This is a genomic window from Nesterenkonia marinintestina (assembly GCF_025420485.1).
In the GTDB taxonomy this organism is placed as follows: Bacteria; Actinomycetota; Actinomycetes; order Actinomycetales; family Micrococcaceae; genus Nesterenkonia; species Nesterenkonia marinintestina.
This window is the reverse complement of record NZ_JAOEFD010000008.1, coordinates 18,138-43,600: the sequence shown is the minus strand read 5'-3', so window position 1 is coordinate 43,600 and position 25,463 is coordinate 18,138. Positions and strand designations below refer to the sequence as shown.

At 68.9% G+C, this 25,463-nt stretch carries 28 protein-coding genes and 1 tRNA gene; 17 read left to right on the top strand and 12 right to left on the bottom strand.

Annotated elements, in window-relative coordinates:
* Positions 1–92: 92 nt before the first annotated feature.
* Positions 93–773: a response regulator transcription factor gene (locus N7E59_RS07845; protein WP_261624374.1), complete on the bottom strand. Its 681-nt coding sequence runs from the start codon at positions 771–773 to the stop codon at positions 93–95.
* Positions 770–2,083 carry a sensor histidine kinase gene (locus tag N7E59_RS07840; RefSeq protein WP_261624373.1) on the bottom strand — a complete coding sequence of 438 codons (1,314 nt, stop codon included), beginning with the start codon at positions 2,081–2,083 and terminating at the stop codon, positions 770–772. The genes N7E59_RS07845 and N7E59_RS07840 overlap by 4 nt, the downstream gene beginning before the upstream one ends.
* A 228-nt stretch (positions 2,084–2,311) precedes the next feature.
* On the opposite strand from N7E59_RS07840, the gene phoU reads away from it, so the two are divergent.
* Entirely contained in the window at positions 2,312–3,001 is a 690-nt protein-coding gene (gene phoU / locus N7E59_RS07835) for a phosphate signaling complex protein PhoU (RefSeq protein ID WP_261624372.1), read from the top strand.
* A 94-nt stretch (positions 3,002–3,095) separates the two neighbouring features.
* Here the strand turns inward: phoU and N7E59_RS07830 are convergent, their stop codons facing one another.
* From N7E59_RS07830 to N7E59_RS07820, 3 genes are all read right to left on the bottom strand, one after another.
* Entirely contained in the window at positions 3,096–3,839 is a 744-nt protein-coding gene (locus tag N7E59_RS07830) for a phosphoglyceromutase (RefSeq protein WP_261624371.1), read from the bottom strand.
* 69 nt (positions 3,840–3,908) lie between these two features.
* Entirely contained in the window at positions 3,909–4,244 is a 336-nt protein-coding gene (locus tag N7E59_RS07825) for a DUF2516 family protein (RefSeq protein ID WP_261624370.1), read from the bottom strand.
* 9 nt (positions 4,245–4,253) lie between these two features.
* A complete protein-coding gene (locus N7E59_RS07820; RefSeq protein ID WP_261624369.1) occupies positions 4,254–5,558 on the bottom strand; it encodes a trans-sulfuration enzyme family protein in 1,305 nt (434 codons plus the stop codon).
* 97 nt (positions 5,559–5,655) lie between these two features.
* Here N7E59_RS07820 and tmk point away from each other — a divergent pair, with 97 nt between their 5' ends.
* The 5 genes from tmk to N7E59_RS07795 all read left to right on the top strand — a co-directional run bounded on the left by tmk (position 5,656) and on the right by N7E59_RS07795 (position 10,376).
* Entirely contained in the window at positions 5,656–6,297 is a 642-nt protein-coding gene (gene tmk / locus N7E59_RS07815; protein WP_261624368.1) for a dTMP kinase, read from the top strand.
* Entirely contained in the window at positions 6,294–7,505 is a 1,212-nt protein-coding gene (locus N7E59_RS07810; protein WP_261624367.1) for a DNA polymerase III subunit delta', read from the top strand. Before tmk ends, N7E59_RS07810 begins: the two co-directional genes overlap by 4 nt.
* Positions 7,502–9,097, top strand: a complete 1,596-nt coding sequence (locus tag N7E59_RS07805; protein WP_261624366.1) for an alpha/beta hydrolase — start codon at positions 7,502–7,504, stop codon at positions 9,095–9,097. The genes N7E59_RS07810 and N7E59_RS07805 overlap by 4 nt, the downstream gene beginning before the upstream one ends.
* A gap of 117 nt (positions 9,098–9,214) precedes the next feature.
* Positions 9,215–10,141, top strand: a complete 927-nt coding sequence (locus N7E59_RS07800; protein ID WP_261624365.1) for a universal stress protein — start codon at positions 9,215–9,217, stop codon at positions 10,139–10,141.
* A gap of 159 nt (positions 10,142–10,300) precedes the next feature.
* A tRNA-Thr gene (locus tag N7E59_RS07795) sits at positions 10,301–10,376 on the top strand.
* Positions 10,377–10,417: 41 nt separating this feature from the next.
* Here N7E59_RS07795 and N7E59_RS07790 read toward each other — a convergent pair.
* Together N7E59_RS07790 and N7E59_RS07785 are read right to left on the bottom strand one after the other, a co-directional pair.
* Complete coding sequence (locus tag N7E59_RS07790; protein WP_261624364.1) at positions 10,418–11,437, bottom strand: tyrosine-type recombinase/integrase; 1,020 nt, start codon at positions 11,435–11,437, stop codon at positions 10,418–10,420.
* 182 nt (positions 11,438–11,619) lie between these two features.
* Positions 11,620–12,180 (bottom strand): helix-turn-helix transcriptional regulator, encoded by a 561-nt coding sequence (locus tag N7E59_RS07785; protein WP_261624363.1) that lies wholly within the window; start codon positions 12,178–12,180, stop codon positions 11,620–11,622.
* A gap of 140 nt (positions 12,181–12,320) precedes the next feature.
* Between N7E59_RS07785 and N7E59_RS07780 the strand changes: the two genes are divergently transcribed.
* The 10 genes from N7E59_RS07780 (at position 12,321) to N7E59_RS07735 (ending at position 18,326) form a co-directional block, all read left to right on the top strand.
* Positions 12,321–12,536, top strand: coding sequence for a helix-turn-helix transcriptional regulator (locus N7E59_RS07780; protein ID WP_261624362.1), 216 nt, complete (start codon positions 12,321–12,323; stop codon positions 12,534–12,536).
* Between the two features lie 121 nt (positions 12,537–12,657).
* Positions 12,658–12,834, top strand: a complete 177-nt coding sequence (locus N7E59_RS07775; protein ID WP_261624361.1) for a hypothetical protein — start codon at positions 12,658–12,660, stop codon at positions 12,832–12,834.
* Positions 12,831–13,223 carry a hypothetical protein gene (locus tag N7E59_RS07770; RefSeq protein ID WP_261624360.1) on the top strand — a complete coding sequence of 131 codons (393 nt, stop codon included), beginning with the start codon at positions 12,831–12,833 and terminating at the stop codon, positions 13,221–13,223. Before N7E59_RS07775 ends, N7E59_RS07770 begins: the two co-directional genes overlap by 4 nt.
* Positions 13,220–13,447, top strand: coding sequence for a hypothetical protein (locus N7E59_RS07765; protein ID WP_261624359.1), 228 nt, complete (start codon positions 13,220–13,222; stop codon positions 13,445–13,447). Before N7E59_RS07770 ends, N7E59_RS07765 begins: the two co-directional genes overlap by 4 nt.
* Positions 13,444–13,686: a hypothetical protein gene (locus tag N7E59_RS07760; protein ID WP_261624358.1), complete on the top strand. Its 243-nt coding sequence runs from the start codon at positions 13,444–13,446 to the stop codon at positions 13,684–13,686. Before N7E59_RS07765 ends, N7E59_RS07760 begins: the two co-directional genes overlap by 4 nt.
* Entirely contained in the window at positions 13,683–14,951 is a 1,269-nt protein-coding gene (locus N7E59_RS07755; RefSeq protein ID WP_261624357.1) for an AAA family ATPase, read from the top strand. The genes N7E59_RS07760 and N7E59_RS07755 overlap by 4 nt, the downstream gene beginning before the upstream one ends.
* A gap of 336 nt (positions 14,952–15,287) precedes the next feature.
* Positions 15,288–15,554, top strand: coding sequence for a hypothetical protein (locus tag N7E59_RS07750; RefSeq protein WP_261624356.1), 267 nt, complete (start codon positions 15,288–15,290; stop codon positions 15,552–15,554).
* 188 nt (positions 15,555–15,742) lie between these two features.
* The gene (locus N7E59_RS07745) at positions 15,743–16,297 is read left to right on the top strand and encodes a hypothetical protein (RefSeq protein WP_261624355.1); all 555 of its coding nucleotides are present in this window, start codon (positions 15,743–15,745) and stop codon (positions 16,295–16,297) included.
* Between the two features lie 202 nt (positions 16,298–16,499).
* Positions 16,500–17,321, top strand: a complete 822-nt coding sequence (locus N7E59_RS07740; protein WP_261624354.1) for a phage major capsid protein — start codon at positions 16,500–16,502, stop codon at positions 17,319–17,321.
* A gap of 435 nt (positions 17,322–17,756) precedes the next feature.
* Positions 17,757–18,326 carry a SprT-like domain-containing protein gene (locus tag N7E59_RS07735; protein WP_261624353.1) on the top strand — a complete coding sequence of 190 codons (570 nt, stop codon included), beginning with the start codon at positions 17,757–17,759 and terminating at the stop codon, positions 18,324–18,326.
* A gap of 566 nt (positions 18,327–18,892) precedes the next feature.
* On the opposite strand, the gene N7E59_RS07730 is transcribed toward N7E59_RS07735, so the two are convergent.
* The 5 genes from N7E59_RS07730 to N7E59_RS07710 all read right to left on the bottom strand — a co-directional run bounded on the left by N7E59_RS07730 (position 18,893) and on the right by N7E59_RS07710 (position 24,856).
* Positions 18,893–21,199 (bottom strand): hypothetical protein, encoded by a 2,307-nt coding sequence (locus tag N7E59_RS07730; RefSeq protein WP_261624352.1) that lies wholly within the window; start codon positions 21,197–21,199, stop codon positions 18,893–18,895.
* Positions 21,200–21,205: 6 nt separating this feature from the next.
* A complete protein-coding gene (locus N7E59_RS07725) occupies positions 21,206–21,766 on the bottom strand; it encodes a hypothetical protein (protein WP_261624351.1) in 561 nt (186 codons plus the stop codon).
* A 1-nt stretch (position 21,767) separates the two neighbouring features.
* The gene (locus tag N7E59_RS07720) at positions 21,768–23,498 is read right to left on the bottom strand and encodes a phenylacetate--CoA ligase family protein (protein ID WP_261624350.1); all 1,731 of its coding nucleotides are present in this window, start codon (positions 23,496–23,498) and stop codon (positions 21,768–21,770) included.
* A 58-nt stretch (positions 23,499–23,556) separates the two neighbouring features.
* Positions 23,557–24,297, bottom strand: a complete 741-nt coding sequence (locus N7E59_RS07715) for an SDR family NAD(P)-dependent oxidoreductase (protein ID WP_261624349.1) — start codon at positions 24,295–24,297, stop codon at positions 23,557–23,559.
* A gap of 97 nt (positions 24,298–24,394) precedes the next feature.
* Complete coding sequence (locus N7E59_RS07710; RefSeq protein WP_261624348.1) at positions 24,395–24,856, bottom strand: hypothetical protein; 462 nt, start codon at positions 24,854–24,856, stop codon at positions 24,395–24,397.
* Between the two features lie 126 nt (positions 24,857–24,982).
* On the opposite strand from N7E59_RS07710, the gene N7E59_RS07705 reads away from it, so the two are divergent.
* Entirely contained in the window at positions 24,983–25,444 is a 462-nt protein-coding gene (locus N7E59_RS07705) for an NUDIX hydrolase (RefSeq protein WP_261624347.1), read from the top strand.
* The last annotated feature ends 19 nt before the right edge of the window (positions 25,445–25,463 follow it).

Genomic DNA, 25,463 nt, shown 5'->3' with positions numbered 1-25,463 from the left:
CCTGACTCCTTCATCTGCCGCGGGCGGGACCCACGGCGCTCCGTAGGGGGTGAGGACGATCCTCAGCGAGTCTAGCGGAGGCGTCCGCCGGCTCAGCCTTCGAACTTGTAGCCGAGGCCGCGGACGGTGACCAGGTGCTGGGGACGCGAGGGGTCGGGCTCGATCTTGGCGCGCAGGCGCTTGACGTGGACGTCCAGGGTCTTGGTGTCTCCGACGTAGTCGGTCCCCCAGACCCTGTCGATGAGCTGCCCGCGGGTGAGCACCCGTCCGGCATTGCGCAGCAGCATCTCCAGGAGCTCGAACTCCTTCAGCGGCAGGGCCACGGCGTCGCCGCCGACTTCGACGGTGTGCCGCTCCACGTCCATGCGGACCGGGCCGGCCGCCACCGACGTGTCGTCGAGCGGCTCGGCGTCGCCGCCGCGGCGCAGCACCGCACGGACCCGGGCCAGCAGCTCCCGCGAGGAGTAGGGCTTGGTGACGTAGTCGTCGGCGCCGAGCTCGAGTCCGACGACCTTGTCGATCTCCGAGTCCTTGGCGGTGAGCATGATCACCGGCACTGTCGAGCGCTGACGGATCTGGCGGCAGACCTCTGTGCCGGGCTGGCCCGGCAGCATCAGGTCCAGCAGCACCAGGTCGGCACCGTGTGCGTCGAAGAGTTCGACCGCGGTGAAGCCGTCCTCGGCCACAGCGACCTCATACCCCTCCTTCTCCAACGTGTATGACAGCGCCTCGGAGAATGAGGCCTCGTCCTCGACGAGCAGGATCCTGGTCACGCGTGTCCTCCTTCAGGGGTATGACGTCGTTCGGGATTGCGACGGGTCTGGGCGCCGCCGGACTCACCGGCGCCGGCGGTCTCGCGGGTCTCACGCGCCTCACGCATGTCCCGGGCCTGACGCACCGGCTCGGAGCCGTCGAGGTCGCGGAGGTCGAGCAGTCCGTCGGCGGTGGTGGCCACGACGGACTCGTCGATCTCCGGCAGTCGTACGGTGAAGGTGGATCCGCGGCCGACCTGCGACCAGAGCTGGACCTCACCGCCATGGTTGGTGATGACATGCTTGACGATGCTCAGCCCCAGCCCGGTGCCCCCGGTCTGGCGGGACCTGGCGGAGTCGACGCGGAAGAACCGCTCGAAGACCCGCTCGCGGTTCTCCGGCGCGATGCCGATCCCCTGGTCGGTGATGGTCACCTGCGCCACTCCCCCGCGGGAGCTGAGGCCCACCCCGACCCGCGTGTGCTCCGGGGAGTAGCGCACGGCGTTGTCCACCAGATTCCGGAACGCCATGGTCAGCTGGTCGTGGTCGCCGTGGACCGGACGGGGCAGGGTCCCGCCGACCCTCAGCTCGATGTGCTTGGCCTCGGCGGGCAGCCGCGCACGGTCCACCGCTTCATGGATGACGTCGTTGAGATCGGTGGGCTCACCTGCGTGGACCACGTTCTTCCCCTGCACGCGGGAGAGTTCGATGATGTCCTGCACCAATGAGGCCAGACGCTGGGACTCCTTGCGCAGGCGCGGGGCGAACCGTCGGACGGCCTCCTCGTCGTCCGCGGCGTCCTCGATGGTCTCGGTGAGCAGAGAGATCGCCCCGACCGGGGTCTTCAGCTCGTGGGAGACGTTGGCCACGAAGTCGTGCCGGACGGCTTCGGTGCGGGTCAGATCGGTGCGGTCGTCGGCCAGCAGCAGGATGTACTCGTCGCCCAGCGGGGCCACCCGCAGGTGGACCACGATGCTGGTGTCCTCCTGCAGGCCGCGGGGCAGCTGGAAGTCTCGGTCGATGATGACGCCGTCGGCCCGCACCCGGCGGGTCAGCTCCAGCAGCTCGCGGTGGATCAGGGTGTGCCCGCGCACCAGGCCGAAGGCGTAGGCCGCCGGGTTCGCCCGCACGACGCCGTCGACGGTGTCGACCACGATGTACGCCAGCCCGAGCGACGCCAGGACCTCGGCCGCGCCGGCCGGGATGGCGGGCTCGTCGACGTCGATCCCTGCGGCCCTCTCACGCTCGCTGACGCGGAACGCGTACATGCAGGCCATGCCGAGCATCAGGCCCAGCAGACCCACGATGATCACGAGCGTCAGGGTGTCCACGTCAGACACTCTAGGACGAAGGGGGCGTCGACGTCGCCGCAGGACCTGGGTGCGACCGGGGGTTCACCCGCCATTCACCTGCCGATCACACCGGACTTCCCCGGCTGTTCACCTGTATGCGTCATCGTGTGCAGTCGGGACTGGCAAGATGTCCCCTAAGAGGTCCCTGACAAGGGGCCCCTCGAGTGCGGCCTCGGTCCGTGCGACGACGACGAAAGGACCCCCTCGGTGCGCAAGATCTTTCAGGAAGACCTGCAGAACGTCGGCGACCTGCTGGTGGAGATCTCTCAGTACGTCTCCGCGGCCATGACCGACGCGCGCAGCGCCTTCGAGACCGCCGACGTGCAGCTGGCCGAAGAGGTCATCGCCGCGGACCGCCGCATCGACGCCATGCAGAACGACATCGACGAGCGGGCCATCGACCTGCTCGCCCTGCAGGGTCCGGTGGCCACCGACCTGCGCACCGTGGTCGGGGCGCTGCGCATGAGCGCCTCCCTGGAGCGGATGGGCGACCTCGCCCGGCACATCGCCCAGCTGGTCCGTCTGCGCTACCCGGACCAGGTCACCCCCGAGGCTCTGCGTCCGACCTTCGAGAAGATGGCCCAGCACGCCATCGACATCTCCGAGCGGGTGACCGAGCTGCTCCGCACCCGCGACATCGCCCTGGTCGCCCAGATCACCGCCCTGAACGAGCAGATCAACGAGCTGCACGCCTCGGTGTTCGCCACCCTGGCGGACGAGGACTGGGACGCCCCGGCCGCGACCACGGCGGACTGCACCCTGGCCAGCCGCTACTTCGAGCGCTTCGGCGACCACGGCGTCTCCGTGGCCGCGAAGGTCCACTACCTGGTCACCGGCGAGTGGGACTCCCGCGGCGACGAGGACCAGGCCCGGTCGGCCATCTCTCCGGTCCAGTGAGCGTCTGAGCCCGGCTCGCCGCCCGGGACTCATCTGCGCCTGGTCACCGGCTGCGCCTGGTCACCGGCTGCGCCTGGTCACCGGCTGCGCCTCATCACCGACCCTGGTTCGCCACCGCGGCGATGGCGTCCTTCGCGGCGTCGGGGTCCAGGTAGGTGCCGCCCGGGTTCTGCGGAGCGAGGTCCTCACCGAGGCGGTAGTGCAGCGGGATGCCGGTGGGGATGTTCAGCCCGGCGATGTCGGCGTCGGAGATCCCATCGAGGTGCTTGACCAGCGCACGGAGGGAGTTGCCGTGGGCGGCGAGCAGCACGGTGCGGCCCTCCCCCAGGTCCGGGACCACTGAGGCCTCCCAGTAGGGCAGCATCCGCTCGACGACGTCCTTGAGGCACTCGGTGCGCGGCGCGGCGTCTCCGAGGTCCGCGTACCGGGGGTCGCCGACCTGGGAGTATTCGTCGTCGGCGTCGAGTTCGGGCGGCGGGGTGTCGAAGGAGCGCCGCCAGGTCATGAACTGCTCCTCGCCGTACTCCTCGCGGATGGCCGCCTTGTCCTTGCCCTGCAGGGCCCCGTAATGGCGCTCGTTGAGCCGCCAGTCCCGACGGACCGGGATCCAGAGGCGGTCCGCGGCCTCCAGGCAGAGGTGGGCGGTGGTGATGGCGCGCTGCAGCAGCGAGGTGTGGACGACGTCGGGGAGCAGGTCGTGCTCGGCCAGCAGCTCACCGCCGCGGGCGGCCTCCGCACGGCCCTGCTCGGTCAGCGGCACGTCGACCCAGCCGGTGAACAGGTTCTTCTCGTTCCAGTCGCTCTGTCCGTGGCGGAGGAGGATGAGGTCGTAGGTCACGTCGCGTGCCTTCCCTTCGTCAGGTGCGGAGATGGTCGTCAGGCGTGGTCGTGGGTCGGGTCGGCCGGCTCAGCCGCGCACCTCGGGTTCGACGTCGGCGAGGTACACCGAGGCCATGATCACCCCGATCACCGGGAACAGGAAGCTGAACGGGCTCCCCGGGAAGATGCCGAACAGCGTGAGCAGGACCGCTCCGCCGGTCATCGCCAGCCAGAACCCCTTGGTCCGCTTGAAGGACATCTCGAAGCGCTGGGAGTCCTTCGGCACGCACCGCACCAGCGCGAGCACGGCCACGCCCAGGCAGACGATGGCGAAGGCGGGCATGATCCAGAGCACGTCGAGGCATCGGACGACTCCCGTCAGAGAGTCCTGCTGGAAGCACTGCCCGGAGAAGAGGAACTGCATGGTTCGATGCTAGCCGCTCGGCTGGGCCGTGTCCGACTCCGCCGCGGCCGCACGCAGGGCGGTGAGGAGATCCTCGAAGAGGTCGTCGACGTGCTCGATGCCGACGGCCAGTCGGATCAGCCCCTCCGGGACGGTCGGCGGCTCGTCGGGGTACCGGGCGCGACGCTCCGCCAGGGACTCCACTCCCCCGAGGCTGGTCGCCGGCGTCCACACACGCAGCCGATCGACGACGTCGTCGGCGAGCGCGGCGTCGTCCAGCTCCAGGGTCAGCACCGCGCCGAAGCCGAGGCGGGGGCGGCCGTGCTCGTCGGGGTCGGTGCCCAGCTGGGCCGCGGCCCGCTCATGCTGCGGGTGGGTGGGCAGGCTGGGGTGACGGACTCCGCGGATCCCGGGCTCGCCGGCGTCGTGCCGCCGCCGCAGGCGCCCGGCCAGCTCCGCGGCGTTGCGCTCGGCCTGGTCCAGCCGGATCGCCAGGGTGCGCAGTCCGCGCAGGGCGAGGAAGACGTCGAGCGATCCCGGCGTGGCGCCGTGCAGGGCCTGGTGATCCTTCATCCGGCGGTGCAGCTCGGGGTCGCAGGTGACGGCCGCACCCATGATGAGGTCCGAGTGCCCGGAGAGGAACTTGGTCACCGAGTGGACGACGACGTCGGCCCCGTGCTTCAGGGGCTGTTGGCGCAGCGGGGTGGCGAAGGTGTTGTCCACCACGGTGAGCATGCCGCGCCGCCGGGCCTGGGCGATCAGTTCGGGCAGGTCGGCGACCTCGAGCATCGGGTTGGTCGGGGACTCCAGCCACAGCATGACCTGCTGCTCCTGCGCCTGGGCGAGGGCCGCGACGTCGGACAGCGTGGTGACCACCTGGTCCGTGTGGGCGACGTCGACACGATGGACGGTGAGCACCCCCCGGTCCGCCATCTGCTGAGCCAGTCCTCCGAGCCCCTTATAGCTGTGCCTGGGCAGGATCAGATGCGCCCCGACGGGCAGCAGATGCAGCGCCGCGGAGATCGCCGCCATCCCGGAGGAGAACAGGACTGCGGGCTGGGGCGTCACCGGAGCGTCGTGGGCGGTGACGACCATTCCGTCCCCGGACCAGCTGCTGCGGGTGCCGCCCTCCAACGCCGCGAGCACCTGCTCGAGCGGCTCCCAGGAGGGGACACCCTCGCGGGCGTACTCGTAGGGAGACTCGGCGCCGTGCCGGTGGACGAAGGTCGAGGTGAAGTCGACCGCGCGGTTCACCGGAGAGCCTGCGACGTGTCCGCCGTCGGTGGTGTGCGGCCCACGTCCGCCGGAGACCAGGAAGGTGCGCTCATGGGTCATGATCCTCAGCGTAGGGCAGGAGTGCTCCGCGCGGACGGACTGGGACCTGTGGGGACGGCGGACGGTCGTCCGGCAGGAGGCCTATAGGCTGGGGTCCGTGGATAGGGACGAGGGTGCACGCGGTCTGTTCGTCGTGTTCGAGGGCGGCGACGGCGCAGGGAAGACGACTCAGCTCGACATGCTCGAGCGCCGGCTCCGCGCCGACGGCCGCACCGTAGAGCGCACCCGTGAGCCCGGCGGGACCGACATCGGGGAGCGCATCCGGTCCCTGGTGCTGGACCACGGGCAGGGCGAGGTGGACCCGCGCACCGAAGCGCTGCTCTTCGCCGCCTCCCGCGCAGCCCATGTGACCCAACGGATCCTTCCCGCCCTCGAGTCCGGTGCCGTGGTGCTGTGCGACCGATTCGTGGACTCCTCGATCGCCTACCAGGGAGTCGGCCGCGGACTCGGCGCCGACGACGTCGCGCGCGTCAACGCCTGGGCCACGCAGGGGCTGCGACCCGATCTGACGGTGCTGCTCGACGTGGACCACGAGGTCTCAGCCGCCCGACGCACCTCCCGCGGCGGCGCCGCGGACCGGATGGAGTCTGCGGATGCGGCATTCCACAGGCGTCTGCGTGAGGCGTTCCTCGACCGTGCCGCCGAGGACCCCACCCGCTACCTCGTGGTCGATGCCTCGGGACCGGCCGACGACATCCACGCCGCCGTAGTCGACGAGCTCCGGGAGGTGTGGACATGACTCGACGGACCGATGGGGGGATGCCGCCCGGCTTCGCCGAGCTGGTCGGGCAGGACGCGGTGGTCGGCGAGCTCCGCACCGCGGCCGCCGCGGAGACTCCGTCGCACGCCTGGCTGCTGACCGGTCCGCCCGGCTCCGGCCGCTCCAATGCGGCGCGGGCCTTCGCCGCGGCGCTCAACTGTGAGGCCGAGGACCCGTGGGAGCGCGGATGCGGGACCTGCAGATCATGCCGACTCGTCGAGGCCGGCTCCCACCCCTCCGTCTCCCTGATCTCCACGGAGAACGTGACCTATCGGATCGAGGACGTCCGCGCCCTGGTCTCCACCGCCCAGGACCGGCCGCAGGGCTCTCGGCGGCGGGTGATCGTCGTGGAGGACGCCGACCGGATGACCGAACGCGCCACCAACGTGCTGCTCAAGGCCGTCGAAGAGCCTCCCCCGCACACCGTCTGGGTCCTCTGCGCCCCGAGTCCGGCCGACGTCCTGGTGACGATCCGCTCCCGCTGCCGACAGGTGAGTCTGCGCATCCCGCCCGTGGACGCCGTCGCCGAGCTGCTGCAGGCCCGCGACGGGGTGGACGCAGAACAGGCGGCCCTCGCCGCACGGGCGTCGCAGAGCCACATCGGGGTGGCTCGGCGTCTGGCGCGCGATCCGGAGGTCCGACGTCGTCGTGAAGAGGTGGTGACCCTGCCGCTGCGGGTGCGCCGCGCCTCCGACGCCGTCCAGGCCGCCGGCAGGCTGGTCGGGATGACCAAGGAGGACGCCGACTCCGCCGCCGAGGCGCGGCTGGTCGAGGAGCAGGCGTCCCTGCGGCGCTCCCTCGGCCTGGATCCTGAGGAGAAGGTGCCACCGAAGCTGCGCAGCCAGTTCAAGCGGCTCGAAGAGGACCACACCCGACGCGCCAAGCGCGCCGTCGCGGATGCGTTGGACCGCTCGCTCATCGACCTGACCGCCGTGTTCCGGGATGTGCTGAGTCTGAAGCTGCGCGCCGACGGGGAGCTGATCAACGAGCACCTGCGGGCTGAGCTGACCGACTACGCCGAGGCGATCTCGGCTGAGAAGGCCCTGGAATGTCTGGATGCGATCTCCCAGGCCCGGATGCGCATCGGCCAGAACGTGCCGCCACTTCTGGCCATGGAGGCGCTGATGACGCGGTTCCTGCCCACCGTCCGTCCGGCCCCCGCCGGTGGCCCCGGGGGTCGCGGATGAGGATCTCCGTCCTGTCGGCCCTGCTCACCGTCTCGGCCCTGCTCCTGACCTCCTGCGCAGCGGTGGAGGACGACGAGGCCGCAGACGAGGGCACGGCGTCGGGACCGGCCGCCGACCATCCGGAGGAGCTGGCCGCCTTCTACGAGCAGGACCCGACCTGGGAGGAGTGCGAGGGGGATCTCGAGTGCACCACCGTCGAGGTCCCGATGGACTACTCGGACCCGGAGGGTGAGACCCTCGAGATCGCTCTGGTCAGCGCCGCCCCGGAGGAGTCCGGCGGGTCCTCGGACGACGAGGCGGACGATGATGCCGAGGACGACGGGGAGGACGAGGACGTCGAGTTCCTCCTGACCAATCCTGGCGGGCCCGGCGAGTCCGGCTACGACCTGGTGGCGGAGATGCGCGGCTACGCCTTCTCCTCACGGCTGCAGGAGAACTTCGCGCTCGTGGGCTTCGATCCCCGGGGCGTGCATCGTTCGGCACCGGTGCAGTGCTTCACCGACGAGGAGATGGACTCCTACCGTGAGGGCGACGACGCCTTCGATGAGGACACTGACACTCCGACCGGGGAGATGGACGCGGCCAGGCAGCAGGCCCGAGAGATCGGCGAGGACTGCCTGGAGCGGACCGGGGACTCGCTGGAGTTCGTCGACACGGACTCGGCCGCCCGGGACATGGACGTCATCCGTGCCGCACTCGGTCAGGAGCGGCTCCACTACCTGGGATTCTCCTACGGGACCCACCTGGGCATCACCTATGCGGAGCTCTTCGGCGACCGCGTCGGCCGCTTCGTGCTGGACGGGATGATGGACACCTCCGTCGACCTCCAGGAGATCAGTCTGGCGCAGGCCCGCGGCTTCGACTCCGTCCTCGACGACTTCGCCCAGTGGTGCGAGGACCTCGAGGACTGCGCCGTCGACGGCGATGCCGACGACATCATCGGATCGGTCGAGCAGATGCTCCACGACGTCCACCTGGAACCGGTGGAGATGTCCGGGGACCGCACCCTGACGGTCGAGATGCTGATCTCGGGATTCATCCTCCCGATGTACAGCTCCGAGGGGTGGCCGCTGCTCGCCCAGGCCCTCGGGGCGGCCGTGGACGACGGGGAGTACGACATGTTCCTGGCATGGTCCGACGCGGCCGCGGGGCGGGAGGCCGACGGCAGCTACTCCTGGCAGGGGACCATGGCCCGCCAGGCGATCATGTGCGCCGACTACCCCGTCCCCGAGGCCGACGGGGAGATCCGGCGCGAGTTCGATGCGATCGCCCGTGAGGCGCCGGTCCTGGGGCCGTATCTCGGCCACCCGGCGATCATGTGTGACGAATGGCCGATCGAGCCCCGCGATGAGCCAGAGGAGCCGGAGCTCGACGACGTCGACGAGATCCTGTTCGTGGGGACCTCCGGGGACCCGGCGACCCCGGTGGAGTGGGCCGAGAGCATGCATGAGATGGTGCCGGCGTCGTCGCTGCTGATCTATGAGGGCGAAGGTCATACCGCCTACCGAGCGGAGGGGGGATGCGCCACCGAGGCCATGGACGACTTCCTGGTCGACGGTGAGCTCTTCGACGGGCGTTCCGAATGCTCCTGAGTCCGCCAGCGCGGCGGGGGCGGACGGGATAGACTGGAGGTGCTCGGCGGAGGTCGCCTCCTCACCGAAGGCGGACGGCGCTTCCGCATCGGTCACTGCCCGTGAAGGAGGCCCCACATGACCAACTCTCCCGACTCCAGCCAGCAGGCCGACCTCGGTGTCCTGCTCGGATACGACGGTTCCCCCCATGCCCGGCTCGCCCTCACCTGGGCGGCGCGCACGGCGTCGGCCCGAGGGTCCAAGCTCACGGTGATGACGGCCTACACGGTGCCCTATGTGGTCTCCGGCATGGCCTCCGAGGCGGTGGATCCCCACGCGGACAGCCCCTCGCGCCGCGGCGCTGAGACCACGCTCGACGGCGCACGCGAACTGCTGGCCGACCACGACGGCGTGGTCGACTATCGGCTCGAGTACGGCGACGCCTCCGGGGTGATGCTGGACCTGTCCTGGCGTGCGGAGATCGCCGTCGTCGGCAGCCGCGGCCGCGGCGGATTCGTCGGACGGCTGCTGGGATCGGTGGCGTCGGCCATCCCCGCCCACTCGAAGTGCCCCACGGTGGTCGTCGCGGCGGAGGGTGAGGACCTCCCGTCGCCGGACCTGCCGGTCATCGTCGGTGTGGACGGTTCCGAGCACAGCCGCGTAGCCTGCCTGGCCGCGGCGGATGCGGCGAAGAGCCTGGGAGCCGAACTGCAGCTCCTGATGGCTCTGCCCCCGCTGGACGGGGCGCTGCTGTGGTACCCGGAGCTCTCCGCCCGCAAGGACGAGGTGCGTGATCGGTACGCCAAGTTCTCCCAGGAGCAGCTCGACGACCTGGTGACCACGCTGCGGGAGCAGCGGCCCGACGTCGAGTTCACCTCGGAGCTGCGCGACGGCACGCCGACCCAGGTCATGCTGGAGGCCACGAAGCAGGCCCAGCTGACCGTGGTCGGGACACGCGGCCAGGGAGCGGTCAGCGGGACCCTGCTCGGATCGGTGTCACGCAGCGTGCTGCACCGCGCCCACGGGCCGGTCATGGTCGTCCACGAGGACGATCACCTCGCCTGAGCCGACGTCTGCGAGGGCGTCTGAGAGGGCGTCTGAGAGCACTCCGAGGCGTGGCCGCCGCGGGTTTTGACCGGCGCGGCGGCCACTGCGTAGACTCCTTTTCTGCGCGTCTGCCGCCGGTCAGATCCCGATCCTTCGGGCACCGACGGACGCGCGGAGGCCGCCTTAGCTCAGTCGGCAGAGCGATTCACTCGTAATGAATAGGTCGCCGGTTCGATTCCGGCAGGCGGCTCCATCGAAACCCCTGGTCAGAGCGATATCTGGCCGGGGGTTTCGTCATGTCTCGACCTCGGCGCTATGCACGGAATATGCACGAGGCTCCATCCGGTCCCCCAGCTCCGCGTAGTCGTCCTCGAAAACGTCGCTGTACTGGTTCAAGGTGATCCCCGCGTCAGCGTGGCCCAGCGCCTTCTGCAACTGCTTCACGTTCGCGCCGGCATGGATCGCCAGAGTGCTATAGGTGTGCCGCAGATCGTGGATCGTGCGCTGCGCAGCATCGGGGACACCAGTACGCTCCAAGGCCGGACGCAGCACCCGCGGCAGCCAATTAGTGCCCCGCAGCGGTCCACCCTGGGCGGACGTGAACACGTCGTCGTCCGGTGACTTCCCCTCGATCTGCTCCCGCAGCAGGGTGACGAGGAACGGAGGGAACGGCACCCATCGAGCCTCGTGGGACTTCGGAGTCTCCTCGCGGATCGACCCGCCGGCCTCGGAGTAGGTTCGCCGGACGTGGACCCGGCGACGGTCGAGGTCGACGGAGCGGACCTGCAGCCCGACCGCCTCGCCCCACCTGAGCCCCGTATACCCCAGCGTCAGCGTCAGCGTCCGGTCGCCGCGTGTCGGCATAGCATCGGCCAGAGCGTGCAGCTGGTCGCTGGTCAGACTCATGCCATGCCGGGCTTCACTCTCACGCGGCAGTCTGACGTGGCGCATGGGGTTCTCTCGGATGAGGCGGTCCTGAACGGCGACGTCTAGGGCCATCGACAAGATGCGGCCGGTCTTACGTGCCGACCCCGTGCTGAGGCCCTGGCGGCCCCGCTTAGTCTCCGCGTCGGGGTCGCCGCGCTGCATGTCCACCAGCCACGCCCGCACCGCAGAGGGGGTGACGTCAGCGACTCGGACACTCCCCCAGCGTGGCGTGATCTGGGCCTTGATCGCGGACTTGTACGCCAGCCGCGTCGAGTGCTTCACGTCGACGCCGGCGATGAACTTGTCCATCACGTCCCGGACGAGCACATCCCCGGCCCGCTCGTGGACGTACTGGCCGGACACCAGTGACGCGCTGACATTCTTCACCCACTCGTCAGCGTCGATTCTGCGGGCGAACGCCTTGGTACGCGGCCGCCCCTCGACGATGATGTTGCCCCGCCACCGGCTCCCCCGCCCGTATGCCTTCGAGCGGACACGCCGGCCCGTGTCGGGGTCGCGGACATGCCACAAGTCCTGCACCCAGGACGCCCCTTCACGACGCCGGGGCATCATCCACCGCGTTGCTCGTCGTGGCGAGGCAGGCGGTGTGCCAATTGAAGCTGTGCGAGCAGCGCATCCGCCGAGTCGATCGCCGCCCACCGCTGGAGCGCGCTGACCGCTTCCTCGAACACCTCACGGTCACGCTCGGTCAGCTCGCGCTTAGCATCCACGCCTGCCGCCAGTCGAAGGTAGGCGGGGATATTAGCCTGAAGGTCTAGCCACTGCTCCACGAAGGCTCTGGCCTTGCCGCTGGCTTCAGCCAACGCGGCAGCGTGCCCATAGATGTCTGATAGGGACTCCACTGCCGACGACCCCTGGGTCAGCCGGTCCAACGGCAGACCGAGGATGTCTGCAATCTCCGCCGCCTCGTCGAACTGCAACGATCGGTCGCCGCTCTCGATCTTCTGGACGGTCTGCTGACGAAAGACGTGCCCCCTAGCGTTCATAGCGTTCGCCAGATCGGTCTGCGTCATGCCATCCGCTCTACGCCGAGCAGCCTTCATGTTCTCTCTGAAGTTCTTGAGCTGCTGCGCTCCACTTGGTCCCGGCGCGGCCTCTGTCTGTCCCATACCTCCCAGACTACACCGCCAGCGGTGTTGAAACGGCATGACCAACGCTTGCCACGGGTGTATTCTGCCTATACACTCATTTGTGAGTCGCAAAGCGAGCGACTAACACCGCGCAGGGTGTAATAGGTCAGGAGGAATCAATGGAACTGGACGAGCTGCCCCCGCTCCCGACAGAGCGCCAGGTCAGTGCCGCGACAGGCGTACCCACCGGGACGCTCCGCTACTACAGGCACCGCGGCCACGGCGGCCCCGCGAGCTTCAAGCTGACGCCGAGGCAAGTCCGCTATCGCCGGGAGGACGTTTTGAAGTGGATCGAGCAACAGTACGAGGCATCACAGGCGCAACGAACCGCATGACAACAAGGAGGAAGCGCAGATGCGCCTGAGACCCCCGAAACAGAGAAAGCGGCCAGCGCCACCGACGTCCAATCTCGGCGCTGACCGCTCGCAGAACCCCCAGAAAAGAGGAGGGACCAACATGTCACTACAGGATATCACCACCGATCCCTACGCTCTGGTCGAGATGGTCAGCAGGTGGGCCGGTCGTCCGGTTTGGGATCTCGCAGACCTCGACGCCGTCGCACAGGAGCGTGGGATGCGGATCGACGAGGCGCTGCGCCAGGCGCTGGGGCTGAACGGCGGTGGTCAGCGATGAGCGGCGCAGCACATCCCGACTTCTGTACCAAGCACGATTGTTTCCGCGACGGGGGCGGTGCCCATCACAGGGACTACAGCCGCCGAGGCCTCGTGCATCGCTACGGCGACTGTGAGGCCGGACCCTACGGAGACGACGGCGAGGGCTTCACCGTGCATGTTTCCTGGCACGTGATCGACGACAAGCTCCTCTTCCACCGGAGCGAGGAATGGTCGCTGACGGCTGGAGTCTATGTCCTCGACGGGGACACCGGGCAGAAGGTCCGGATCCGTACCAGCATCGGGGACCTGCGAAAGATCGCCGAGTACCTGAACGACGAGGCGGATGCACTGGAGTCATGGCGGATCGGCGAGATCGCCCGACGAGCCGAGGGCGGTGATGGTCAGTGAACGAGCACGAGTTCATGCGACACCTGATCGATCACCGCCCCGTGGTGGTGACCGAGATCCGGTCCAAGTCCGGGTCCCCGACGTTCCGGCGTTCGGTTCATTTCAGCCTCGACGCCGCGGAGAAAGTCCTTCAAAGGGCCGAGCGGCGAGGACTGAAGGCAGAGATGTTTATCTGCAGGCTGGTCCCGGTGACGATGGGCCGACGCTCCGAGGAGGCCGCATGACCTCCGCCGAGATCTGGCCCCGATTGCCGCGCTGTACCTGCTCGGACTGGTTCGAGGGCTTCGCCGCAGGCCACGTCCACGGAGCACGGGACGCCCGCGCCGAGCTGGCCGAGCGGCAGCTGCAGCATCAGCAGCGGATCGCGGCGCAGATGGAACCTGCGGCGACTGTGATCGCTGGGCTGCGGGCACTGAGGGCCCGAAAAGATGCACGACGCAACGAAAGGAGGACGGCTGCGTGAGTGAAGTCAGCGATGCGGGGGCCCTGCGGGTCACCTACGCTCATCAGATCACCCCGAAGCGGCAGGCGTGGCTGTTCAAGCTCGACGACGTCGGAGTGATGCCGCTGGGCACTGCGACGATCTGCGCGGGTAATGGTGGGGAGGGTAAGTCGACGTTCGCCCTTTACACCGCCGCGCTGCTCACCCGCGGTGAGCTGCCCGGTGACTTCCTCGGCAAGCCTCAGACCGTCATCTACTTCGGCCCGGAAGATGACTGGTCGACCGTGACGGTGCCGCGCCTCACTGCTGCAGGTGCCGATCTGAGGCGGGTCGCTCAGGTGCAGGCGGAGACCACGATCGACGCGGTGACCCTGCAGCGCGAGCTGCGGTTCCCCCTCGACATGGGACTGCTGCGGCAGGCGGTCGAGGAGACCGGGGCCCGACTCATCATCCTGGACCCGGCACCGTCGATGATGGGCACCGCAGATATGAACAAAGTGCAGGATGTCCGCCGCGCATACGAGCCGCTGATGGCCCTGGCGCAGCGGCACGAACTCGGTGTCGTGATGATCAATCACTTTGGAAAGGGTGCCGGCTCGGTCAGTCACAAGCTTTCCGGCTCGCACGCCTGGCGCGACCTGACCCGGTCGTTCCTGGCCTTCGCCACCGACGAGGACACCGGCGAGCGTGTCATCACTCAGGACAAGTCGAATTACGGTGCCGGTAGTACGTCCTGGAAGTTCATTCTCGAATCGGTCGACGTGCCGGTCGAGGACGGTGTCACCTCCGTCGGGCGGGTCCGGTTCCTCGGTGAGTCCGATATCAGCGTCGGAGACATCATCAATCGCGGGGCTGACGACGAGGCCGACGACGAGGACCGCAACGCCGCTCAGGGATTCGTACTCGACTACCTCCGCGGCTGCGAAGGCTGGGAGGCCAAGGCCGCTGCCGTCATGAAAGCGGGACTCGCTGAGGGATTCTCCAAGGACGAGATCAAGAACGCCCGCAAGCGGTCCAAGGCTCCGCGGATCACCTCGGCTAAGTCGGGGTACGGGGCCGGATGGGTCTGGCAGATCGACCCCGACGAGACGGACACCGACACCTCCGATCCCGCCGAAGGTGTCACGAAAGTGTCCAAGGTGTCAGCGTTCGCGGACGCGACACCTTCGACACCTTCGAGCGTAGAAGTGACACCTTCGAGCCCCTGCCCCAACCACGGCACCGACTACGTAATCGGCGGCTGCTACACCTGCGACGCGATCCACGGCGACCCCTGGGCCGCATGACTGAGAGGACAACACGATAATGAGCAACGCGATGCACGCAGCCGATGGGTCACCGGAACCCGAGCTGCCCAACATGATTCCTGACGATGCCGACCAGCCGCCCAGGCCCTCGACCACCCCACGCCCCGGCCCACCACCAGAGCAGGGGGTCAATGAGCTGCGATCAGAGATTGGTCTGTGGAAGGCCCGAGCGCGTCAGAACCTCGCAGAACTCAAGCTCGCACGGATGGAAGCTGAGGCTGACCGCCGTCGAGTCGACGAGCTGCTGGACAAGCTGCGCGACACACGCTCGGAGGCCCGCAAGTGGCGTCAGAAGTACCAGGCCGAGGGGGCATCATGAGCCGCTACCAACTGACCGACGCCGACGCCGCCGAAGGGCTGCGCAACGCGGCCGCCGCCGTGAGACACCTCCATCGTGGAGACGTCGACGCAGCCTTCCGAACGATCACCTACGCCCCTTCATTCGCCGCCGCAGTCCACGGCCTGCTGCGGCTCGCATCGGTCGGACTCGGCGACAACAAGACAACCGACGAAATCCTGGACCGCATCATCGCGGCCCAGAGCCTACGAGCCAACCACACGGAGGACGCCACCGATGAATGACTCCATCCCCGCCCCGCCGCCGTGCGGAGAATGCGGAGGTCAGTGGCTGCGCGACCTGCTGCACCAGCACCGCACTCACTGCGGCCGGTACGCCGCCGAGACCAGCACCATCGAACGCGACCACCGCACCTATGCCGGCATCCGACCGGCCACCGACACCGAACGAACGATCATTGAGGAGCACGACTATGAGCGACCCCCAGAAGGACTCGACTATCGAATCCGATTCCGTCACTCCGGAGGACTCCACACCCGCGACGTCCTCATCGGAGACGAATACGGATGGGACTACGCCCGACGAACCGCAGCCGCCGACACCGGAAGCTGAACACCCCGACGACGCCGCCGACGCCGAGGCTCAGGACGACACCGGGGACGACGAGACTGGCGACGTCTCGAAGCTGCGGCGGGAGGCGAAGCGTCACCGGCTCAAGCTCCGGGAAGTTGAGGCCGAGCGCGACGCGGCCGTTACCAAACTCAACTCATTGAGCGAGGTCGTCCTCGGCGATCAGGTCGCCCGGCATGGCCTCGGCCTGGCGGCGCTGCGAGCGGCGGGACACGACCCGGCGGGGTTCTTCACCGACGAGGGCACCTATGACCCCGAGGCCGTCGACGCGGCAGCGCGGGAGACCGCCGAGCGCTTCGGGATTCGACGGCCTGGCGGCGTTCCTCAGTGGGCCGGCACCGGGCCCGAGCGGACCCCCTCGACAGGCTGGAAAGACGTCATCCGCGACCCGCACTAGATACGGGGCTGGGGTATAATCTAAGTGTCGTCTTCAACGAGAGCGACACTCGGTGTCAGTCCGCCCCGTTCGTCCCGGCGTCGCACGGGGCGGGCTCACCACCAGCTCACCGCCCCAGGCAGGGCACCCGGTAGAGGCCGCGCCTCCCGGTCCGAGCACCGTAACGGTTCTCAACGCCCATGCCTTCTGAAAGGGGCAAAACATGTCTACCATGCTGACCACCAACGTCCAGGCACTTGCCACCGACGACCGCTCATCCCTGGTCCTGCAGCCGCTGCTCGACACCAGCATCGCCGCCCGGGCCGAGGTCGCCCAGGTATTCACGACCGGGTCCACCACCTACCGCGTCCCCGTCGTCCGCGCCGGAGCCGCAGCCAAGTGGACCGCCGAGGGCGAGGAGATCCTGCCCAGCGGCGTCGACATCGATGAGGTCACCATCGTGCCCTCGAAGGTCGCCGGGTTGATTCCGATCAGCCGCGAGCTGGCCGAGGACAGCGCACCGTCCGCTATCGAGACGGTCGGACATTCCCTGGCCAACGCGATCATTTGGCGCACCGACGAGGCCTTCTTCGGCAACGCCGAAGCGCCGGGGCCGGCAGGCCTGGCCGGACTCAGCGACGTGCACGAGGTCGACGGCGGCACCCTGGACAACCTGGACCCGCTGCTGCACGCCCGCACTGAGGTCGCCGTCAACGGCGGTACTCCGACCGCGATCCTCGCACACCCGCGAGACGTGATGCGTGTCGCCCAGCTCAAGGACTCCGAGGGCTCCAACAGGGCGCTGATCGAGGACGTCACCACCGTGCTCGGCCTGCCCGTCATCGCCTCCGAGCACGCCACCGAGGGCACGCTGTGGGTCATCGACAGCAGCGCCATCGCCACCGTTGTGCGTGACACCGTCACAGTCGAGTCGTCCCGTGACGTGTTCTTCAGCTCGGACCGGGTCGCAGTGAAGGCCACCGCCCGCGTCGGATTCGGATTCATCCACCCGGAGAAGCTGGCGAAGGTCAACGTGACGGCCTGACACACACTCCCACGCACGCCCCGGTCGGACATTCGCGCCGGCCGGGGCTCCGTGTGTCTGTGAGCTGACGCCCCGCTGGTCCCGCGGCCCGGGAGTCGCTCGAATGCCCCTCCACGTATCAATCGCCGTCGCACCCTCTGGCATTGCGATCTCTATTCACAGCATTTTTCGCTGATGGGGATTTCCAGTAACGACATTCAAATGCCCCTCCCCCCAGCCCAGCGTGGCACCCCTCGGGCATTGGCACATTCTCACACAGCCCAGAAATAGGCCGGTCTACCAAACCGGCCCAGATGGCCCTCCCCGGGCCCTTGGGTGGCACCCCCGTGGCATTAGCCGGCGCCTCTCTCTGCGGCAGGGGCGGTGGTGTCATAGCTGACCTGCGGGGAAGCGTTACGCGCCGGGCCCCCTCCCAGTAGTGTAGTATTACTAACTATGGAGACTACATATAGAGAGGCAGCCGCCCTACTGTGGGGAGAGGCCGGCGACTACGTCCACGACGCCTACCAACGGCATCGGCACCTCTTTCCCGGCATCCCTGAAAGCGTGCCGATGGTGATCGGACTGACCGCCTATGGCCGCTGCATCGGGCTTACGCGCCTCGACGCCGAGCTGCTGCGGACGCCTCGCATCAGCATCGCCTCCACTCTGTTCGAGAGAGGCCGCAGGGCCGTCGATGACGTCGTCGTCCACGAGATGATGCACCTTCACCTAGCCCATACGGGGAAGCGGACGGATCACCGCTCCGCAGACTGGTACGCCGAAGTCCGCCGCCTGGCCCCGGAGGTGCTGGGCCGCGAGCTGGACGTGAGGCACGGAGGCGACCGCCGCTCGGTACGGGTGCCGAATCCGGCCTACGAGCCCGGCAACGGAGAGCCTAAGACGCTGGTCCGCAAGGAACGGGTAGAAGCTGCCGTGCAGCACGGGGACGTCGCCCACTTCCCGCAGGCATTCCGACCCGAAGGCCACGACCAAGGGGCTCCGATAGAGGTCTACACGTACTAGTGTGCCGTTATAGCTAGGGTGACTACATCATCAACTGGGGGAAAATCCCCCAGTTGCAGATGCAACTGCCCGCGTTTCGGACAGTTGAGCCCACCTGAGGCACAGGGACGATTCGGGGTGATCCATCTGGGCCCCTAGGGCCCAGTTGCAGACGCAACTGGATGAAAATCATCCAGTTGAGCCCCACGCGGGCACCGGGTCACGCCGACACTATGCACAAAATATGCACGAGAGTCGGATCAACCCATCTTTAGCCGTCCTCCACCAACCTAGTAAACCGCCCTGACCTGGGGATTCTCATAGAACCGCATGTCAGCGGGCAGCCTTCCACGTACTCGTAATGAATAGGTCGCCGGTTCGATTCCGGCAGGCGGCTCCGATGAGACCCCCGTCCAGGGACTTCTGGATGGGGGTCTTCCTCTGCCCATCCCCCTCGTCGAGGGAGCAAGAGTCGCCCCGACACGCCGGGGCGGGCCACCAGGACTGCTCCCTCGACGGTGTGGGGCTCGGGGCATGCGGACTCGGCCGAGGGTGACCTCCCAGGGTCGGGTCGTGAGAGGTTCGGCTCAGCGGGGAGTGAGTCGGGCGGACCGGATCGGGACGTCGTCGGGATGACCCACACGGAAGTAGGCCACCGGATGCGACGCCGTCGGGCTCCCGCCTGAGGCCGACGACACCATCTCCCGCAGAGCGGCCTCTGTGACGGGACAGTCGATCACCTCGCTCAGCGGCCTGACGGAGGCTCCTGCCCGATGCAGGCTCAGCCAGATGTGCTGCAGACGGCGCCCGGCTCTGATCAGAGCCTCCGGTTCGAGCGACTCCGCCGACAGCACGACGGCGACGCCCCGGCCCTCCCCTCCCCCGGCGTCACGGAATCTGCGTGCGCTGCGCCGCAGCGCGGCCTCCGAGGCCCGGGGCGTCACAGCGGCGAGGATCCGAGCCGCGCCCCCGGGAAGCCGGGTACCTCGGGACGCCCGCAGTCCTCGTCCGAGGACTCCGACGCCGCGCGGCAGGAGCAGACATTCGGCGCTGAGTCCGTCCCGGTGGTGATCGGGGTGGCCCCGGTCCAGTCGCAGCCAGTCGACGAGTTCCTCGATCAGGGCGGGCGACCCGGTCAGGTGTCGGGCGGCGGTGCTCTCCAGGGAGCGGGCCGAGGGTTCTTCGATCTCCCGCAGGTCTGCGCAGTCGGCCAGCACGCCGGACGCCTCCCGGCCCGGGTCCGCCAAGCGTCCTCGGTGGACCCGGCGGGTGAGCACGTCGTCGACGGTGTGTGCGCACGGGCGCGTGCGACGGATGATTCCGAGGTCCACGGATACCTCGGCTCCCCCGCCGGTGACCGATCGGACCTCGATGCCCCGACCCTCGGCGGAGGCGGCGATGTCGAGGGACTCGGTCCACGCGCCGAGGGACAGATACAGGTCCCGATGGGTCGGATCCGCCGCCGGCAGGGTCCGCTCCGGATCTGCGGCGAGCCGGATCCCGGTGACCGCACCGACCTCATCGGTCACCGGGTGCGGCACCCACGGCTGCGTGTTGTGGGCGCTCGGCGCACGTCCGGCGATCTCCACCCACCGGGAGGCCTGCTTCGTGCTCGCTGATGCCCCGTCCCCTGACTCGGCGGAGACGGGATCCGCTCGTCGGCGGAAGAACGCCGTGCGATGCAGCCGACGACCGCCCGCCCGGGCGAAGACCGCGGCCGAGGCCGGGTTGTCCTCCCCGATGAACGTCACCCGCATGGTTCCGTACCCGCCGAGGTGCAGTGCGGCGAAGACCTCCCTGGACACCAGGGACAGCAGCCCGCGGCCCTGCATGTCGGGGCGCGTGCCCTGCACGATGAGCACTGCGTCCCGCGGCGTGCTCGCAGAGCTGCGACCGAACCTCCACCGGAACAGGTCCGGCAGGTCCCGCGGACCGAGCCGCCCGTGCGTCCGGCGGAACACACCGACGGGGTCGGGCACCACCAGGGCGAAGCTCGCCGGAACACCGGAGCCGCGCACATCGAAGTGGCCGTCGGGATCCTGGGGATCCTTCGGGTCCTCCAGCAGGACGACGAGCGACGGGTCGGTCAGCAGCTCCAGGCCGGCGGTCTGTCGGCGCATCTGCGCCCGCGTGATGGACGTGTAGTAGGGCAGCTGGGAGAACGAGGCGTTGAGGCCTCGGCGCAGGGCTTCGACGACGCCGCGTCGGCCCCGCAGACCGGCACGCGTGACCCGACGACGCCTCACTCCCGCGGCCGCGTACTCGGCGGCGCTGGGTGGCCGTCGGCGGTCCGGCGGCACCGCGGCCACCGGCACCTCCCAGGTGCTGCCCGGATACCACTGCTCGAATCCGCGGGCGGTCAGCACCGCCGGCAGTGCGGCACCGTTCCAGAACGCGTCGAAGAAGCCCGGCTCCCGGTGCCCCTCGACCACGGCCGCCCCGACCTGGTTCGGGAGCAGGAGCACCGGTCCGAAGATCTCACCCGCACCGAGGCGGCGGGCACGCTCCTCGACGTCTGCGAGGACGGTGCGGCACTCGGTCTCATCGAGGTCGTCGAGCAGTCCGAAGAACAGGGTGGGTCTGAGGTCTGCGGCATCGGGCTCCGACGTCTGACCCGCATCCGCCTCGTCCGCCGCCCGGAGCCGGGCCTGCAGCTGCGACGAGGTGTGGACGACGAACCGACCCCGGACCTCACCCTCGGCATCGACGAGGACGCAGGCGTGCAGCCGGTCGACGCCGGGATGGTCTCCGCCCAGCCAGGCGGAGACGTCGTCGCGCAGCACCGGAGTCCGCCGGTGGGCCGCCGACGGCCTCCGCGCTGCGGGGTCGGCCCGCAGGAACGTCTCGACGTCGCAGTCCTGGGGGACCTCCAGGACCCGCAGCCGCCCGGCCATCGGGGCTCACCGTCCCAGGGGGCCGGGCAGCATCGAGCGCACCGTCCGTCGGAGCGCCCCGACGCCGGTCACCGTGCGGCGCAGCGCCGCCGGAAGCGTTCCCGGGGGAATGTCCTCAGCCCGCTGAGCCTCCCATCGGCGGATCATCTGCAGGTCCGGCCTGTCGGCACGCCACGCGCCGTTGGCGTACCCCACAGGGTCGGCCTCAAGGATGCGGATGAAGCCCGCCTTCGCCGGCGCGCGGGAGGCGTCGGCCGAGTGCGACTCCGAGTCCGCGTCGGTGCCGACCAACCAGTGCATGATGGCGTGGTGCTCCGGCGTCTTGGCGAACTCCATGAGGGACTCCCGGGAGTCGAAGCAGACGATGAGCCCGATGCCCCGCGGGAATCGGAGGTAGCTGCGGTGCCAGAGGTACCCCTGGGAGGACTTCAGACGGCGGGCCAGCGGTGGCCAGCGCAGCAGCTGACCGGCCATCGCCTGAGGTGTGCGGTACTCGTTCTGACCGAGGAACATGGACCCGACGTGCGCCTGTGGGGGTTCGCAGGCCGAGAAGTCACGGGTACGCATGTCATGACCCCTGGCCCGGATCAGCATCGGCCGGGCGTCCGACCGCGCCGCCCTCCATCGACTCATCCGCGCCCACAGTGGTGCGCAGGTAGACGTCCTTGATCTTCGACGCGCCCTCGGCGAACGGCCCCTCGCCGTGGTCGTGCACGACCACCGCGACCTCGGCGGTGCTCGGATCCTCCTTCAGGGACTGGGCGAAGTCCCGGGAGACCTCGGCCAGATGGGCGACTACGCCGTCGGCCACCGCCCGTGCCGTGCGTCCGCGGGCGGCCTCGTCGAGGGCGGCCTCGGGGAACACCGACGGGTCCCGCAGCTGGATGTGCAGAGTGGGGCGGTGCTCGTGCTCCTGGTCTGCGACCGGTGTCAGTTCGATCTGGAAGGAGCTGATCAGGCGTGCGGTCCCGACGTCGCGGTAGATCCCGTTCTGCACGTCGAGGGGGTAGATGTTCGCCCCCATGTAGGAGATCGTCGAGTCGCTGCGTCCGAACAGCAGGAGGAAGGGCAGCTTCATCCGCTGCCGACGGTAGGCCTCCTTCAGCCGTCCGGTGAGGGCGGGGAAGTCCTCGGCCAGCGAGACCATCTCCGGGAACGAGACGATGCGGGCCTCGTCACCGATGTTGTACCGCAGACGCGGGCTCATGACGGAGGCCGAGTTGATGGTCGCGATGAGGTCCCCCGACTCGTCGACCTCGAGGTAGGTCTCCAAGGGGTTGTACTGGAAGATCATCGGCGTGCGGTGTTCGTCCCGACCGAGCAGCCTCTCCCGGAAGGCCGTGTCACGTTCCAAGGCCTTGCGCAGCGTGACCGTCAGGTCCGTCTCGCCTCCCATGCCGATGGTCAGGTCGGAGGCGCCGTAGCCGGAGTAGACCCGGTCGAATCGGCGCTCGACGTAGTCCCGCAGACCCTCGGTCATCGCCTCACCTCCGACGAAGCCGTTGAGCCGGAACTCACGGAACTCGTCCCCGGCGGCCTCGAGCCGGTCCACCAGGTGCTTGAGGAACGGCGGGTAGGCGGTGATGAGGTAGGTGTGCCGCGGGCCGAAGTGCCGCAGCGTGTTCAGGATCGTCTCCAGGTCCGGTCCGGTGTTCTTCACCATCGCGATCTTCGCCAGGGCCTGGCCGGTATTGGTCCCCGTGGCCCAGGCGCCCATGGAGAACGCGTTGATGCAGAACAGGTCCTCCGTGCCGAAGAGCATCGAGACGTAGCCGGCCACGTTCTTGTGGACGGTGTCGAGCTCGAGCTTCGAGCGCATCCAGTTCGACGGCGTGCCCGAGGAGCCGGAGGACTCGTCCACGACCGTGCCGGGCATCTCGATCCGCCCGTCCCAGCATCGCTGCTCCTCCGGGTACACCTTGACGTAGTCGTCCTTCGACGTCGGCGCATACGCCTGCAGGTCCCACCACCGGAACTCGAATCCGTGGCGTGCCAGATGGTCCTGGTAGGCGGGGACGTCGAGGGATGCGTGCTGACAGATCATCCAGGCGTTGAGTCGGGCGAACCGTTCGAGGCCCGGGTGATAGTGCCGGGCGGTGAACCGCCACAGGGCCGGATCCGCCCGGTAGACGCCGTAGGCGGCCGTCAGACCCAGATTCGCGGTGCGCAGTGCGGCCTGACGCAGGACGTTGACCGGGCCCGAGCGGATCGGCAGCTCCAGGAGATCCTTGCCGCCGCGCCGCGCGCCCGGTCGCAGTCGCAGCGCCCTGATGGTTCTGGTGATCCCCGTTCCGACCATGGCGCTCAGTCTACGGTCGGCATCTTCCGGGCATAAGGGGCGCCGTCGGCAGACGCGATCACTTGGGCGCCATGCGGATGGCTCCGTCGAGGCGGATGGTCTCTCCGTTGAGCATGCGGTTGGCGATGATGTGGTCCACCAGGTCGGCGTACTCCTCCGGCTCACCGAGCCGAGACGGGAAGGGCACCTGAGCCCCGAGCGAGTCCTGCGCCTCCTGCGGCAGGCCGGCCATCATCGGGGTCCGGAAGATCCCCGGGGCCACGGTGACCACGCGGATCCCGTGCCGCGCCAGTTCACGCGCGATCGGCAGGGTCATCGACGCCACGGCTCCCTTGGAGGCGGAATAGGCGGCCTGACCGATCTGACCGTCGAACGCCGCCACGGAGGCGGTGTTCACGATGACCCCTCGTTCACCGTCCTCGCCCGCGGGGTTCTCGGCCATGGCCTCGGCGGCCAGCCGGATCACGTTGAAGGCGCCGATCAGGTTGATGTCCACCACGGTGCGGAAGGCGTCCACATCGTGCGGTCCGGATCGTCCGAGCACCTTGTTCGGAGTGGCCACGCCGGCGCAGCTGATCACTCCGGAGAGCGGCGCCAGCTGCTGCGCCCGGGCGACGGCCGCACCGACCTGATCCGGGTCGGTGACGTCGGTCTCGACCAGCTCGGCGCCCTCAGGCGCCGGCCCGCGCAGGTCAGCGACGACGACGTGCGCCCCCCGGGAGAGGAGCTTCCGAGCCGTCGCGGCCCCGAGTCCGGATGAGCCTCCGGTGATCAGAAAGCTGCGCTGTGCGATGTCCATGCCTGAAACCTCCATGACGTCGTCGTCCGGCGAGAGTCCCCGCTCATCGAGGGTAGCGCAGTCGCCGGATCGGCTTCCGCGGATCACCGCGGAGGGTTCAGTCGAGGAAGACCTCATGGGCCCAGACCCCGAAGCCCGTGGCGGCCGCTCCCCAGACCACGGCCGCCGCTACGTTCCACCAGAACGTGCGGCCCCGGTCCAGTCCGGCGGCGACCATGATGAAGGCCGTCAGGGAGATGGCCATCAGGGTCGGCGCCAGCAGGGAGGCCACCGGGATCCCGAAGCGGTTGGTGCGGTCCAGGACCTTCTGCTGACGGTGGGTCAGTTCGCGTCCGCCGCGGCGTGACGCGACGCGCGCACCCAGCGGCACGGCGACGATCAGTGCGAGGACGTTGCCGACGACGCCGGCGAGCAGGGCCAGCGCCCACGGGAAGCCGAGCAGGGCTCCCATGAAGCCGGCGATGTAGCTCTCAAGGAACGGGATGAATCCGATGATCACACCGCCGAGGGCCTGGAGGAGGACGGGCAGGTCGACGAACCACTGTAGGAGATCAGCCATACCCTTCACCCTAGGGTGACCTGTCGATGGCCGCATCGTCCGATCGGGTGACTCGTCGGCTCCTCCGTGCGGCCGAGCCGCCGAACTCAGGGGCCGCAGGATCGGGGGCGCTGGTACTGTGCCTGCATGGACCTGCGAGTCGGCGCCTATGCGGTGATCACCGAAGGCGGCAAGCTGCTGCTGCCCCATCTCGACGACGAGGTCGGCATCGGGTGGACCCTACCGGGCGGCGGCCTGGAGCCCGGTGAGCCGCCTGATGAGGCAGCGCTGCGTGAGGTGCTCGAGGAGACGGGGTACGACGTCGAGCTGACCTCCACCCTCGGAGTGCGCAGCTTCGTCGTCTCAGGCGACCGGCGGCTGCGTGCCGAGGACATGGGCAGGGACCTGCAGATCCTCCAGATCATCTATCGTGCGCGGGTCGTCTCCGGGATGCTGCGCGTGGAGTCCGAGGGGTCCACCGACGACGTGGCCTGGCACGACTTCGAAGCCGTGGACTCGCTCCACCGGGTGTCGTTGGTCGACCACGCTCGTCGTCTGGCCGGGCTGCCGGTCGGCGAAGGCGCGACGGCACCGCAGCGCACGGTCTGAGCCCCGGCCCCGTCGGCCT